The sequence below is a fragment of the Streptomyces uncialis genome, assembly GCF_036250755.1.
Taxonomy (GTDB): Bacteria; Actinomycetota; Actinomycetes; order Streptomycetales; family Streptomycetaceae; genus Streptomyces; species Streptomyces uncialis.
In genome coordinates this window covers 2174440-2188843 of sequence record NZ_CP109583.1, presented here as the reverse complement: position 1 = coordinate 2188843, position 14404 = coordinate 2174440, and the positions used below count along the sequence as shown (strand labels likewise).

11 protein-coding genes are annotated in these 14404 nt (G+C 73.5%); all 11 read right to left on the bottom strand.

The features are described from left to right. Positions 1-53: 53 nt before the first annotated feature. The gene (locus OG711_RS08920) at positions 54-821 is read right to left on the bottom strand and encodes a FadR/GntR family transcriptional regulator (protein ID WP_202535702.1); all 768 of its coding nucleotides are present in this window, start codon (positions 819-821) and stop codon (positions 54-56) included. A 213-nt stretch (positions 822-1034) separates the two neighbouring features. Further along, entirely contained in the window at positions 1035-3092 is a 2058-nt protein-coding gene (locus OG711_RS08915) for a PhoX family protein (protein ID WP_329563699.1), read from the bottom strand. Positions 3093-3245: 153 nt separating this feature from the next. After that, positions 3246-4673, bottom strand: coding sequence for a GntP family permease (locus OG711_RS08910; RefSeq protein WP_329559004.1), 1428 nt, complete (start codon positions 4671-4673; stop codon positions 3246-3248). A gap of 273 nt (positions 4674-4946) precedes the next feature. After that, entirely contained in the window at positions 4947-6080 is a 1134-nt protein-coding gene (locus tag OG711_RS08905) for a glycerate kinase (protein ID WP_329559003.1), read from the bottom strand. A gap of 402 nt (positions 6081-6482) precedes the next feature. Next, the gene (locus OG711_RS08900; protein ID WP_329559002.1) at positions 6483-7568 is read right to left on the bottom strand and encodes a CdaR family transcriptional regulator; all 1086 of its coding nucleotides are present in this window, start codon (positions 7566-7568) and stop codon (positions 6483-6485) included. 106 nt (positions 7569-7674) lie between these two features. After that, positions 7675-8067 (bottom strand): monovalent cation/H(+) antiporter subunit G, encoded by a 393-nt coding sequence (gene mnhG, locus OG711_RS08895; protein WP_329559001.1) that lies wholly within the window; start codon positions 8065-8067, stop codon positions 7675-7677. Further along, a complete protein-coding gene (locus OG711_RS08890) occupies positions 8064-8381 on the bottom strand; it encodes a monovalent cation/H+ antiporter complex subunit F (RefSeq protein WP_073789887.1) in 318 nt (105 codons plus the stop codon). Before OG711_RS08890 ends, mnhG begins: the two co-directional genes overlap by 4 nt. Then, a complete protein-coding gene (locus OG711_RS08885) occupies positions 8378-8983 on the bottom strand; it encodes a Na+/H+ antiporter subunit E (RefSeq protein ID WP_329559000.1) in 606 nt (201 codons plus the stop codon). The genes OG711_RS08890 and OG711_RS08885 overlap by 4 nt, the downstream gene beginning before the upstream one ends. 7 nt (positions 8984-8990) lie before the next feature. Beyond that, complete coding sequence (locus OG711_RS08880; protein WP_073789891.1) at positions 8991-10622, bottom strand: Na+/H+ antiporter subunit D; 1632 nt, start codon at positions 10620-10622, stop codon at positions 8991-8993. After that, positions 10619-11290: a Na(+)/H(+) antiporter subunit C gene (locus OG711_RS08875; protein ID WP_329558999.1), complete on the bottom strand. Its 672-nt coding sequence runs from the start codon at positions 11288-11290 to the stop codon at positions 10619-10621. The genes OG711_RS08880 and OG711_RS08875 overlap by 4 nt, the downstream gene beginning before the upstream one ends. Further along, a complete protein-coding gene (locus OG711_RS08870; RefSeq protein ID WP_329558998.1) occupies positions 11287-14205 on the bottom strand; it encodes a Na+/H+ antiporter subunit A in 2919 nt (972 codons plus the stop codon). The genes OG711_RS08875 and OG711_RS08870 overlap by 4 nt, the downstream gene beginning before the upstream one ends. Positions 14206-14404: the final 199 nt, after the last annotated feature.

The following is a 14404-nucleotide window of genomic DNA, read 5'->3' as shown; positions in this document are numbered from 1 at the left end:
GGGCCCACGCGCTCAGCGGCCTACGCGCCTCGGGCTCACACGTCTCAGGGGGCTCACGCGCTCAGCCGCAGATGGCGGCTCATCACCTCATGGTGATGGCGCACCGCGTACAGCGCCGCGTCCACGTCCCGGCGCTGCACCGCCCGCAGGATCGGCTCGTGGATCGCCGTCAGGTCCCCGATCCGGTCGGGCTCCAGCCACCGGGGGACCGTGCCGCTGTCGACCCACGCGCGGTACTCGTAGTCGATCAGCGCGGTGTGCGCGCTGTCGAACATCGCCGCGAGGTACGTGTTGTGCGAGGCGCCGATCAGTGTCGCGTGGAAGTAGGTGTCCGCGCTCATCCAGCTCGCGATGTCGCCCGCGCTGCCCGCCAGCCGCCGCAGCGCCCGCTCCGCCTCCGCGAGCTCCTCCGGTGTCGCCCGCTCGATCGCCCGGACGACCCCGGTCGACTCCAGCGACAGCCGCAGCTCGGCCAGCGAACCCACCGACTCCGGGTCCACCTCCAGCATCAGGCTCATCGAGGCGGCCAGGTTGACCTCGGGCCGCAGCCGTACGTACGCGCCCGATCCGCGCCGCGACTCCACCAGACCCTTGACGACCAGGATGCGGATGGCCTGGCTCACCGTGGGGCGGCTGGTCGACAGCAGCACCGCGAGATCCCGCTCCGACGGAATACGCGAGCCGTCGCTCAGCTCACGGGACAGGATCAGCTGCTGGACCTGCGCGGCGATCTCCTGCGCGACCCCGTCCTGCCCGGCCGCGCCGATGCCCTGGAGTGCCTGCCAGGGACTGTCCGGCGGCAGTTGCTTCGTACGCGTCACGCGACCACCTCCACCGCTCATGACCCGGGTCCGGCACCCGCGCCCGGTACGTTACCCCAGCCCCGGCCCGCCCCCGCGCCGTCCGGACGGGGCCGGACCGGCCCGGGTGCGCGGGTCCCGCCGGTCCGCCGGCGAAGGGTCCGGGGACCACGAAGGCTCCCGCCACCCCGGACAGCGGGGCGGCGGGAGCCGGGGCACCGGGCGTGGCGTGGCTCAGACGCCGATGTCACGCCCGTCGGTGCGCCACACCGCGACCACGGCCGGGCGGACGATCCGGCCCGGACCGTCGGGCCAGGTGCTCGCCGGGTTCTCGACCGACGCGCCGTCCAGCTCCCCGGGGTGCTGCACGGCGACCAGCACCCTGCGGTCCTGGATGACGGGACCGCAGGTCTCCGCACCCACCGGCACCGTCAGGAACTGCTTCAGCTCACCGCGCCGCTCGCCCCGGGTCGCCACCCCGAACAGCCCGTCGTTCGAACCGAGCTTGTTGCCGTCGGTGGAGATCCACATATTGCCGTGCGGGTCGAACGCGACATTGTCCGGGCACGAGATCGGGGAGACCCGCTCCTTGGGGAACCCCGCGAAGTACGTCGCCGGGTCCGCCGGATCGCCCGCCACCAGGAACAGCCGCCACGCGAAACGTTCCCGCGCCGGGTCGTCGCGCTCCTCCGCCAGCTCCAGGATCTGCCCGTGCTTGTTGAGGACGCGCGGATTGGCCTCGTCCGCGCCGGGCTTGCCCGGCTTGCCGCGCTCGGTGTTGTTCGTCAGCGCCACGTACACCCGCCCGGTGCGCGGGGACGGCTCCACGTCCTCGGGACGGTCCATCTTCGTCGCCCCGGCCCGGTCGGCCGCCAGCCGGGTGAACACGTACACCTCCTCCGCCGTCATCCCCGGTACGTGCGAGACCTCACCCGTCGCCAGCGGGATCCACTCACCGGCGCCGTCGAACTCGCCGTCGGCGGGATGCCGCCCGCTGCCGTCGATCTCGCCGGGACTGTCGCCCGTCAGCTTCGCCACGTACAGGGTGCCCTCGTCCAGCAGCGTGAGGTTGTGCTCCCGCGCCGCCCGCGAGGTGCCCCGCATCATCCGCCGCGACGACACGAACTTGTAGAAGTACTCGAACCGCTCGTCGTCGCCCATGTACACCACCGGACGGCCGTCGTCGGTCAGCCGGGGCTGCGCCCCCTCGTGCTTGAAGCGGCCCAGCGCGGTCCGCTTGCGCGGCACCGAGTCCGGGTCGAACGGGTCCAGCTCGACCACCCAGCCGAAACGATGCGCCTCGTTCGGCTCCCGGGCCACGTCGAACCGCTGGTCGAACCGCTCCCATTTCCGCTCGGTGGCACCCGGCGCGATGCCGTACCGCTGGTCCGTGGGGCGGGAGCCGTTGGCGAAGTAGATGTTGATGTTCTCCTCGCCGTGCAGCGTGGTGCCCCACGGCGTCGTACCGCCCGCGCAGTTGTTGAACGTACCGAGCGCGCGGGTCCCCGACGGATCGGCGCCCGTGCGCAGCAGGGGCGCGCCCGCCGCCGGGCCGGTGATCCGGAACGGGGTGGTCGCGGTGATCCGCCGGTTGAGCCGGTGCCGGGGCACCGGCGCCAGCGCGCCCGACCGCCGCCGCTCCTCCACCACGACCACCGACAGACCGTGCGCGGCCCAGGAGATCTCCACCTGCTCGCGCGTCGGGTTCTCCGGGTCGTAGTTGCGGAACATCAGCGTCTCGGTGGTGTATTCGTGGTTCGCCACCATCACCTGGCGCCCGTGCTCGCCCCGCAGCGGCAGCAGGGACAGGAAGTCGTTGTTGTAGCCGAATTGACCGGACTGCGCCCGTGCGCTCTGGCGTTCGGGGTCGAAGTCCGGCGCACCGCGCAGGATCGGTTCGCCCCAGCGGATCACCACGCTCTGCGCATGGCCCGCCGGTACGGTCACCGTGTCGTGCTCGTTGGGGGCGACCGGGGTGAAGCGCAGGCCCCGGGCCCCGTCCGTCCGGCCGTGCCGGGAACTCGTCGGCCGGGCGGCGGCAGCGGCCTCGGCCCGCCCCGCGCCCGGACCGACGGCGGTGGCCCCGGCCGCGGCGGCGACCGTCACCACGGCGGCGGCCCGCATCATCGAACGCCGGGAGAGCGCCCCGGCGATGATGTCACCGGCGTACGCGTTGGCGCTGGTGTTGGGGACCTCCTGGAAACACGCGTCACCGCAGCGGTAGCGGCAGGTGAGCGCGGACCGGCCGCCCGCGTGGCGCGGGGTGCTCAGAACCGGCAGCAGTTCGTGCACGTCGTCCTCCTCAGGTGCGTGACGCACCGACGAAATCTCGGATCATCCGGGGACAGCGAACGGCGGGGCTCGCCCTGCCCCGCCGCCGTACGACCGACTCCTCCACTTCCCTGGGCCCGGGGGGCGGCGGGCCTGCCACCCCCCGGCCGATGGCTACAGCAGCAAGGCACCCATGACAAGCACCACGACCAGAGCGGAGAGTCCCTGCACGAGAGTGGCCGCCGTCTGGGCCCGGTACGCGGTCTTCACGTCCATCCCGGAGAACTGCGACACCACCCAGAAGTACGAGTCGTTGACATGGCTGACGACCATCGCGCCGGCGCCGATCGCCATCACGGCCATCACCTGGCCGATGGGTATGGAGCCGAGGTTCCCGTCCAGCCCCAGCGCGGGCAGCAGCGGCTGCGCCAGGGTGGAGGTGATGATCAGGGCCGCCGTACTGCTGCCCTGGGCCGTCTTCAGCAGCGCGGCGAGCGCGAACAGCACCAGCAGCGCGGTGACACCGCTGACCGCCGAACCGTCGCCGATCAGCGTGGCGATGTAGTCCGCGATCGGGGTGCCCTTGATCACCGCGCCGAACGCGCCGCCCGCACCGGTGATCACCAGGATCGGGGCCGCGTCCACCAGACCCTCGGCGACCCAGGTGGTCAGCGCCTTCGCGTCCAGCTTGCTGGGCAGCAGCACCAGCGCCAGCAGCACACCGATCAGCAGCGCGTTGACCGGGTTGCCCAGGTCCTTGAGCAGACTGCCGAACGCCCCGTCGACCAGGGTGCCGTCACCCGAGGGGAACGCCGCGACCGAACCGACGGCCATCAGCACGATCGGCAGCAGGATCGGGGTCAGCGCCCGGCTCAGGCTCGGCAGGCGGTCGAACTGGGCCTTGTACTCCTCGAACGTCTGGTGCGCGTCGGGCAGCTTGCTCTCCAGGTTGCCCGTACGGCGCAGCGCCCAGGCGAGACCGGCGAGCGCGGCGACAAGCGAGACCGGGATGCTGAAGAGGATCACCCAGATGAGACCGTCGGAGCCGATGCCCACGTTCCCCGCGGCGGCGATCGGGCCGGGCGTCGGCGGGACGAAGGTGTGCGACGCGTACAGACCGGTGGCCAGCGCCGTACCGAGCACCACCGGGTTCTTGCCCGTCTTACGGGCGATCGAGCGCTGGAGCGGGGACAGCACCACATAGCCCGAGTCGCAGAACACGGGGATCGAGACGACCCAGCCGATCAGCGACATGGCGAGCGCGGGATGCCGCTTGCCGACCACCTTCAGCACGGCCTCGGCCAGGGTGACGGCCGCGCCGGTGCGCTCCAGCACCTTGCCGATGATCGTGCCGAAGAGGATCACCAGACCGATGCTGGCGAGGATCGTCCCGAAGCCCTCGGCGATGGTGGTGCCGAGATTGTCGACGAAGCGCTCGTCGGCGCCCGTCGCGGCACCGATGCCCATCGCCATCATGCCGAACGCGTAGGTGGACAGGACGATGGCGAGGAACGGATGCAGCTTGAAGCGGCCGCACAAAAAGATGATCAGGGCGATGCTCGCCGCCAGAGCTGCGAGCAGGGCGGGGCCGGCGGTGCTCATGGAACTCCTCGTAGGGACCGGAGAGGAAGGGACTGTGGGGGCGGTGGGGACCTTGGGCTGTGGGGGGCGGGTGGGGCCTTGGCGCGGAGGACCGGACCGCCCAGGGTGGGGAACCGGGGAAGTCCTGGGCGGTCCGGGTGCGGGGGGACGCCGTGGATGTGGGGGAGGTGACGGGTGTGGGGGAGCGGGGGCAGGGCGGGGTACGGGCCGTGCAGCGTCCCGGGGGCGTCGGGGCCCGGCGGAACCGGTCGTACGGGTGCCTGCCCGGCCGGGTCAGCCGACCCGCAGCCGGACGATCTGTTCGGCCGCGCCGGACAGCAGCTCCGCGGCCGAGACGGTCATGTCCGCGAGGGGGCGCGGACCGTCCGCGATGCTGAACGCGGCCGTGAGACCCAGCGCGTGCAGATCGTCGAGCGGGGGGACGAGCTGACCGGCGAGCGCGACGACGGGGATGCCGCGCTCCGCGGCGAGCCGGGCGACCAGCGAGACGACCTTGCCGCCCGCGCTCTGCCGGTCCACCCGGCCCTCGCCGGTGAACACCAGCTCCGCGCCGTCCAGTTGACGGGCGAGGCCCACCGTGTCGGCGACCAGTTCGCAGCCGCTGACGGCCTCGGCGTCCAGTACCGCGAGCATCCCGCCGCAGGTGCCGCCCGCCGCGCCCGCGCCCGGCAGATCATGGACCCGGACGCCGAACTGCCGGTCGAGGACGTCCGCGAAGCGGGTCAGCCCCTCGTCCAGCCGCCGGACCTGGTCGGCGGTGGCGCCCTTCTGCGGGCCGAACACCGCGGCGGCGCCCTCCGGCCCGACCAGCGGATTGGTCACATCGCAGGCGATCCGGAACCGGGTGCCCCGGACCTCGTCGCCCAGCCCGTCCAGGTCGATACGGGCCAGTTCGGTGAGGGCGCCGCCGCCCGGCGGGAGTTCGGCGCCGTCGGCGTCCAGGAAGCTGGCGCCGAGGGCCCGCATCAGCCCGGTGCCGCCGTCGGTGCTGGCACTGCCGCCGATGCACACCAGCACCTCACGGGCGCCCCGGCGCACGGCGTCCGCGATCAGCTCACCGGTGCCGGTGGTGTCGGCGCGCAGCGCGTCGACCTCGCCGGGCTCCACCAGCGGCAGCCCCGAGGCGGCGGCGAGTTCGACGACGGCGGAGGTCCCGTCGGCGGACAGCAGGTACCGGGCATCGACGGGACGGCCCATCGGACCGCCGACGGTCAGGGTGATCTCCCGGCCGCCGGTCGCCGCGCCGACGCAGTCGAGGGTGCCCTCACCCCCGTCGGCCATCGGCACCCGGGCCACTTCCGCGTGGGGGAGGGCACGCAGCACCCCGTTCTCGATGGCCGCACAGACCTCGGCGGCGGTCAGACTGCCCTTGAAGGAGTCCGGAGCGATGACGACACGCACGTCCACGGCCTTTCGTGGGAGAACACCCGGGCGGAGGGGAACTCCGGGGAGGGGCGGCTCTGCTTGAGCTGTGTCGGCACTTTAGGTACGGGAAGGCAGGGGCGGCATCGGCGGGGCGACCGGATTTTCCGCCCCCGGGCACCCCTGGATTTGTGCACCGCGCACGAGAACAGCGCACGACACAGCGTGACGGCCGTTCCGCTGGACGCCCCGCGGCCCTTCGCGCGGCCCTGCCCGGCAAGGCGCCGGACGCCGTCTCAGCGGGGCGGCGGAACCTGGTCGCGCGGCGGAACCTGGTCGCGCGGCGGAACCTGGTCGCGCGGCGGGGCGGGTCGCGCGGCGGGGCGGCGGACCCGGCCCCTCGACGAAGCGGCGGATCCGACCCGGCCCAAGGCGCCGGACACCGTCTCAGCGGGGCGGCTGGTCCTGGTCGATCTCGGCGAGGTGCAGCGCGACCTGGAGCACCACCGCGTCCTGGAACGCCCGCGGATCGCGGCCGGTCAGCTCGGCGACCCGGCCCAGCCGGTACGCGAGGGTGTTGCGGTGCACGTTCAGGGCCTGGGCGGCCTCCACCACACCGCAGTCGTGCGCGAAGTACGCCCGCAGGGTGTTGCGCAGCTCCGCGGACAGCGCCCCGAGGACACGTTCCGCGGTCTCGACCCGTACCCCCGGATCGAGCCGCGCCAGCAGCACCGGTAGCTCCAGGTCCGCCAGCCGCACCTCGCCGACCAGTCGGCGGCGCAGCGCGAAGCGGGCCTGCCCGGTCAGTTCCGTCAGCGCCCCGAAGTCGTCCACCCGGCCCGCGTCCAGGACGCCCGTGTCGGGGTGCGCCGCGCACAGTCCCGACAGCCGGTACCGCAGCGCGACGGAGGTGGAGCCGCCGGTCACCGTCCACACCACCCCGGCGGCGTCCGCCACGACCAGCGCGGAGCGTTCGTCCACCTCCAGCAGCCGGTACAGGTCCCGGGGCTCGGTGTACGCGGCGGCGGGCGCGTGCCGGAGCGCGAACAGCGAGTACGGCGCCTCGACCCGGCACCCCGCGAGCTGCTGGCGCTGGCGGAAGCCCTCCTCGGTCAGCCGGGCCGCGAGCAGGTCCTCCATGATCTGCTGACGCACCCGGTGGCGCCAGCCGGCCTCACCGAGGAACGCCTCCTGCATCACCATCAGTTCGGCCAGCCGCGCGACCGCGCGCGCGATCTCCCCGACCTCGCGCGGTTCGCCCCGCACCCCGACGACCCCGACGACGTTCCCGTTCAGCCACAGCGGGAGATTGACGCCCGCCCGGGTCCCGTCCAGCGAACGGGCCTCCTTGGCGGTCACCGACAGCGGCATCCCGGTGGACAGCACGTGCAGTGCCCCGCCGTGCGCGCCGCCCACCCGGGAACGGTCGCTGCTGGCGATGATCACCCCGCGCTCGTCCATGATGTTCACGCTGACCCCGAGGCGGCCGGCGATGTCGTCCACGATCGACTGTGCCGTAGCTTCCGCAATCACCCGGCCAAACATAGCTTGAACATGTCACCACTGTGGCCGCAGTGCCACCGGGGGACCGGCGGCCTCGGCGAACCGCCCACCCCGGCCGCCCCACCGTCCCGGCGGATCACCGTCCCCCACCCGGCCCCGTGCCCCCCTCCCCGTCCTGCGGCACCGCGCTCAGCTGCGCGTCCAGATCGTCGAAGACGAGGCCCTCGCGGCCCGCGTACCCGGTGCGGTAGGCGACCCGGGCCACCAGATGCGCCGAGACCGGGCCGGTCAGCAGCTGGAAGAAGCCGACCAGTCCGAGCGTCCCCAGGTCGATGCCGCTGCGCAGCCGCAGCGCGACCCCCGCGAGCACCAGCAGCATGCCCAGCGCCTGGGGGTTGGTGGCCGCGTGGCTGCGGGAGAGGACATCGGGCATCCGCACCATCCCGATGGCGCCCAGCAGACTCACCGCCGCCCCGAGGAACAGCAGCACCGCCCCGGCGGTGTCCGCGATCTGCGTGCCCGCGCTCACCGGCCCTCCTCCCCGGCCCGGGTCGGGTCCGGCGGCCGGTCCCGGACGGCGATGAACCGCGCGATGCCGACGGACCCGGTGAAGCCGAGGAACGCCAGCACCAGCATCACCGGGAAGTAGAAGGCGTCCCGGTTCAGCGCGGAGCGCACCGCGATGCCCGCGATCATCAGCGCGGCGCACACGTCCAGCGCCATCGCGCGGTCCAGCATCGAGGGGCCGCGCCACACCCGGTACAGCACCAGCGCCCCGGCGAGCAGGATCATCACCGCGGCGGCCGTGAGCAGCACCTGGTCGACGTTCCGCGCGGCGCTCACCGGGCGCCCTCCGGCCGGGGCGGCGCTTCGCGGACCCGGGCGATCTCGTCCCGGTCGCCGAACGCGCGTACGACCAGCTCCTCCATCCGCCACACGGCCTGCCGGGTCCGCTCCGGGGTCCGCGGGTCGTCGGCCTCCAGGACGTGCACGAAGAGGGTGGCCTGCGCCCGGTGGACCTCGACCACCGAGCCGTCGGGGATGTTGGAGACGGCCACCGCGGTCGCGGTGAGCATCAGATCGCCGCGGCAGCGCAGCGGGACGGCGAGGACGGCCGCGAGGAACGGACGGTTGTCGAGCATCTGGTGCGAGACCTTCAGCCCGGCCGTGTACATCTCCCACACCAGCCGCACCGCCAGCCGCGCGATGCCCAGCGGATGCAGCCGCAGCCCGATGTTGACCAGCGGCAGCGGGAAGACCAGGCACACCACCACCGCGACCAGCGCCCCGCCGACCACATTGGCGACGCTGAGATTGCCCCACAGCAGCACCCATACGACGGTGAGCCAGGCGATCAGCGGCAGATCGAGCACCCGCCGCCGGCGCCCCACCACCACACAGCTGTACGGGGGCAGCCCCGGGTCATGGAACCTGACCGAGATCACGGGGACGTCATTGGCCGAGCACCGCCTCGATGTAGGGGGAACGTTCCAGGAGCTCGTCCGCCGCCCGCCCGGTGACCGCGGTGAACGGGTCGCCCAGCACCGTGTACGCGAGGGACAGCAGCACCAGCGCGGCCGTCGCCCAGGTCATGGTGCGCGGCAGCCGGTCCGTGGTGGTGGTGACGGTGATGGCCCGCCCGGACAGCGTCGCGGTCACGGCCTGCCCGGCGGGCGCGGGCCGCCGCACCACGTCGTCCGGGTCCGGGCCGGAGTCGTCGGTGTCGGGTTCCTCCAGCACCGTCCCGCGTTCGGCCGCTCCCGCCGGGGCCGCCCGCCAGAACGCGAGGTTCCACACCTTCGCCATCACGTACAGGGTCAGCAGACTGGTCAGCGAGGCCGCCCCCACCAGGACGTACGCGAGGACCCCGGCGTCCGCGACACCCGCCCGCAGCAGCTCCAGCTTCCCGATGAACCCGGACATCGGCGGAATCCCGGCGAGGTTCAGCGCGGGCAGCAGGAACAGCGCCCCCAGCGCGGGGACGGCCGCCGCGAGTCCGCCGACCCGGGTGAGCTCGGTGGTGCCCGTCCGCCGCTCGATCAGCCCGGCCACCAGGAACAGCGCGGTCTGCACGGTGATGTGATGGACGACGTACACGATCGCGCCGCCCAGTCCCGCCCGGGTACCGATCCCGATCCCGAAGATCATGTACCCGATGTGGCTGATCAGGACGAAGGACAGCACCCGCTTCAGATCGGTCTGGGCGACCGCGCCGAGCACCCCGACCACCAGCGACGCGAGGGCCGCCACCAGCAGCAGGTCTCCCAGCCGGTTGCCGGGGAACAGCAGGGTCTCGGTGCGCAGCACGCAGTACACGCCGACCTTGGTGAGCAGTCCCGCGAACACCGCCGTGACCGGCGCCGGGGTCGTCGGGTACGAGTCGGGCAGCCAGGCGGCGAGCGGGAAGACGGCGGCCTTCACGGCGAACACCGTCAGCAGCGTCGCCTCCAGCAGGGTCCGCACCCCGATCGGCAGCTCCGCCAGCCGGACGGCGAGCTGCGCGAGGTTCACCGTGCCCGCCGCCGCGTAGGTCAGGGCGACCGCCGTGAAGAACACCATCGACGAGACCAGCGACACCAGGACGTACGTCGCTCCCGCGCGCAGCCGGGCCGCCGTACCGCCGAGGGTCAGCAGCACGAAGCTCGCCACCAGCATGATCTCGAAGCCGACGTACAGATTGACCAGGTCACCGGCGAGGAACGTGCACGACACCCCGGCGACCAGCACCATGTAGGCGGGGTGGAAGACCGCGAGCGGCGACTGTTCCTCCCGGTCGGCCATGCCCTGGCCGACCGAGTAGACCAGCACGCACAGTGTGACCGCCGCCGACACCGTCAGCATCAGCGCGGACAGCCGGTCGGCGACCAGCGTGATGCCGAGCGGCGGCGCGAAGTCCCCCAGGTGCATCACGATCGGCCCCCGGCTGTCGGCGGCCACCAGCAGCGTCAGCGACAGCCCCAGCACGGCCGTCAGCACGGCGACACCGACGAACCGCTGGGCGCGCGGGTAGCGGGTGCCGAGGACGAGTTCGGACCCGGCGGCCAGCAGCGGCAGCAGGACGGGCAGCGGCACGAGCGCGTTCACGGACGGCCCTCCTCGGCGCCGCCGGGCGGCGGTTCACGGTGATCGGGGGGTACGGGGGGCTCGGACGGGTCGCGGTGGTCGGGGGCCGCGGGAGGCGCGGACGGGTCCGGGTGGTCGCCCGGGTCCTCGCCGAGGATGTCGTTCCACAGATCGCCCGACGCGTCCCGGGCCCGCGCCTGGAGGGCCCGGTCCTCCCGCAGCATCGCCCGCAGCCGCTTGCGCTCCGAGAGGTACTCGTCCCGGTCGCCCTCCGGGCCCCGCCCCCGGGGCCCGTGCAGCTCCCGCAGCGCGGCCCGCTGCTCCTGCACCTCCGCGCGCAGCGCGACCCGCCGGTCCTCGATGTCGTCGATGACCTCGTCGGAGCCGTTGACACGCTGGCTGCGGTACGCCATCGCCAGCAGGAACGCCGTGGTCGCGAGGGTGATGACGATCGCGGTCAGCGCGATGGCCTGCGGCAGCGGATCGGTGACCCGCGCGATGTCCACCCGGGGGTAGAGCAGCGGCGGTGGACCGGCGGCCCCGGCGGCCGTCAGCATCAGGACGTTGATCCCGTTGCTGAGGATCACCGCACCGGTCAGGATGCGGGTCAGCGCCCGCATCAGCAGCAGCACCCCGCCCACCGCGCACAGCAGTGACCCGGTCGCCAGCAGCGTCAGACTGACGGTCACCGGCCGGCCTCCCGGTGCGCCGCGCGGGCCGCGTGCTCGATCTGCCGGTCGACCCGGGCCCCGAGCGCCCGCACGATGTCCAGGACCACCCCGAGCACCAGCAGATACACCCCCGTGTCGAACAGGACCGGGGTGCCCAGGTGGAAGTGGCCCACGACCGGCATATGCCCGTCGTAGGAGAACGCGTGCAGCACCGTCCCGTCGACGAGTCCGACGACGGCGACCGACGCGGACAGCAGCAGTCCGAGCCCGGTGAGCAGCCCGGGATGGCCGGGCGCCGCGTCGGCCAGCTCGTGCCGGCCGCCCGCCAGATACCGCGCCATCATCGCGAGCCCCGCCACCAGACCGGCCACGAAGCCGCCGCCCGGCAGGTTCTCCGCGCACAGCAGCAGATACACCGACAGCACGAGGATCGGGTGGAACACCAGCCGCGCGACGACCTCGAACACCACCGACCGGTACTCGGGCGCCAGCGTGCCCCCGGCGGCCAGCCACGTCCGCTCGGGAGCGGTGTCCTCCGCGACCGGCCCCCGGGTGACGAACCGTGAGCCGTACGACCACGCCGTCGGACCGGCCGGGGCGGTGGGCGCCTCGGCGGCGCCCGGCGCGAGCAGCGTCTCACCGCCCTCGACGGGCCCGGTCCTGCGGTGCAGATAGATCAGACTCGTCACCCCGACGGCGGCGACCGCGAGCACCGCCGACTCACCCAGGGTGTCCCACGCCCGGTACTCCACCAGGATCGTCGCCACCACGTCCTTCACCCCGTGCTCGGCGGTGGCCCGGACCAGCGCGCCGCCCGCCGGGTCGGCCACGCGCGCGGCGGCCACCACCCACATCGACGTCCCGGCGACCGCCGCCGCGGCCAGCGCGAAGGGCACCCGCATCAGCAGCCGGCGGCGGCTGATCGTCTCCTGGAAGTACACCGGCATCCGCCGCAGCACCAGCACGAACACCAGCAGCGAGACCGTCTCCACACAGAACTGGGTGAGCGCCAGATCCGGCGCCCCGTGCACCACGAACAGCAGCGCCGTGCCGTAGCCGGTGAGCCCCGCCAGCACCACGACCTTCATCCGCCGCCGCACCGGCAGACACAGCAGCGCCGCCGCGCACGTCAGCAGGGCGACCCCGCCCTGCACCGGCGAGTCCCACAGCCGGGGCGGCGCCGCCCCCGTCCACGGCTCGTCCACCACCAGCACGGCGAGCTGCCCGCCGAACAGCACCAGCAGGACCGTCGCCAGATACACGGACACCGAACCGCGCTGGAAGAACCCGGTGACCTGGAGCGCCAGCCGCTCCAGGCCCAGCAGCCCCAGCCCGAACATCCGGTCCGCCGTCGGCCAGGCCACCCGCCGCGACAGCAGCACCACCGGCCCGCGCAGCACGAACAGCGCCACACCGCCCGCCCAGGCCGCCGCCGACAGCAGCAGGGCGGTGCCGAACCCGTGCCACAGCGCCAGCTCATAGGGGTGCGCGGGCGCCGGGAAGGTGTCCGCGTACGCGCCGAGCAGCCCGTTCAGCCAGGGCACCCCGGGCCCCAGCACCAGACAGGCCACCGCCAGCAGCGCGGGCGCCCCGAGGAACGCCACGTCCACCCGGCGCGCGGGCGTGTCCGCGAGACCGGGCTTACGGGCGAACGCCCCCCACAGGAAACGCAGGGTGTACGCGCAGGTCAGCGCCGAACCCACCGTCGCGGCGGCCAGCGCCCAGCGGTCCGCCGTGCCGCCGTGCAGCAGCGCCTCGAACGCGGCTTCCTTCGCGGCGAACCCGAGCAGCGGCGGCAGCGCCGCCATCGACGCGCCCGCGACACACGCCGTGCCCGCCACCCACGGCAGCGTCCGCCCCACCCCGGACAGCCGCCGCAGGTCCCGGGTGCCCGTCGCGTGGTCCACGATCCCGGTGACGAGGAACAGCGGGGCCTTGAACAGCGCGTGCGCCAGGATCATCACGGCGGCGGCCAGCGCGGCGTCCCGGTTCCCCGCCCCGGCCAGCACGGTGAGGAACCCCAGCTGACTGACCGTGCCGTACGCGAGCACCAGCTTCAGATCGTTGAGCCGCAGCGCCCGCCAGCCCCCGAGCAGCATCGTCGCCGAACCGAGCACCAGCAGCATCGGCCGCCACGGCGGCGCGTCCGCGAACGCGGGCGCCAGCCGCGCCACCAGATAGACCCCCGCCTTGACCATCGCCGCCGCGTGCAGATACGCGCTCACCGGCGTCGGCGCGGCCATCGCGTTCGGCAGCCACAGACTGAACGGCCAGATCGCGGACTTCGACAGCGCGCCCACCAGCACCAGCACCACGGCCACCGACACGGCGGTGGACGGCGTCGGCGGGTTCGCCACCAGCTCCGAGATCCGGTACGTGCCCGCCGCCCGACCGAGCATCAGGAACCCGACGAGCATCGCGAGCCCGCCCAGCGTCGTCACCGTCAGCGCCTGGAGCGCGGAGCGCCGGTTCTGCTTGCGTTCGCTGCCGTGCCCGATCAGCAGATAGGAGAAGACGGTGGTCAGCTCCCAGAACACATAGAGCACCACCAGATCGTCCGCGAGCACCAGCCCGAGCATCGCCCCCGCGAACGCCAGCAGATTCCCCGCGAACCGCCCCAGCATCGGCGTCCCGGCGTCGAAGTACCGCACGCAGTACACCAGGACCAGCGCACCCACCCCGGCCGCGAGCAGCACCATCAGCAGCGCGAGCGCGTCCATCCGCAGCGCGAGCCACACGTCGTACGCGGGCAGCCACGCCAGCGACCAGGTGACCGCACCGCCCCCGGCGGCGGTGCCCCACTGGAACGCGGCCCACCCCACGGTCACGGCGGGCGGCACCGCCAGTACCAAAAACGCCCGTGGACCCAGCCGCCCCACGAGCGGCCCCGCGCACGCGGCGAGCAGGAAATGAGCGAGGATCAGCGCCGCCATCAGGCCCCGGCGGCCGACGGAGCGAGCCCCGCGGCAGGGTCGGGAACACGGACATCACGCATGGGCCATTGCTATAAGCCCGCGACCCGTTTCCCCCTCCGGCACGCCCGGTTCCCCCGGGACCGGCCCCCAGGTGCCCCCCTCCGGCCCAGCGCCCCCACCCGGGCCGGACCCGGGCGGAGACCAGGGGCACCCGCCC

Bases quoted from the DNA above. Each gene is read 5' to 3' on its own strand.
- OG711_RS08910 (WP_329559004.1), bottom strand. From the start codon at position 4,673: ATGAGCACCGCCGGCCCCGCCCTGCTCGCAGCTCTGGCGGCGAGCATC.
- OG711_RS08870 (WP_329558998.1), bottom strand. From the start codon at position 14,205: ATGGCGGCGCTGATCCTCGCTCATTTCCTGCTCGCCGCGTGCGCGGGG.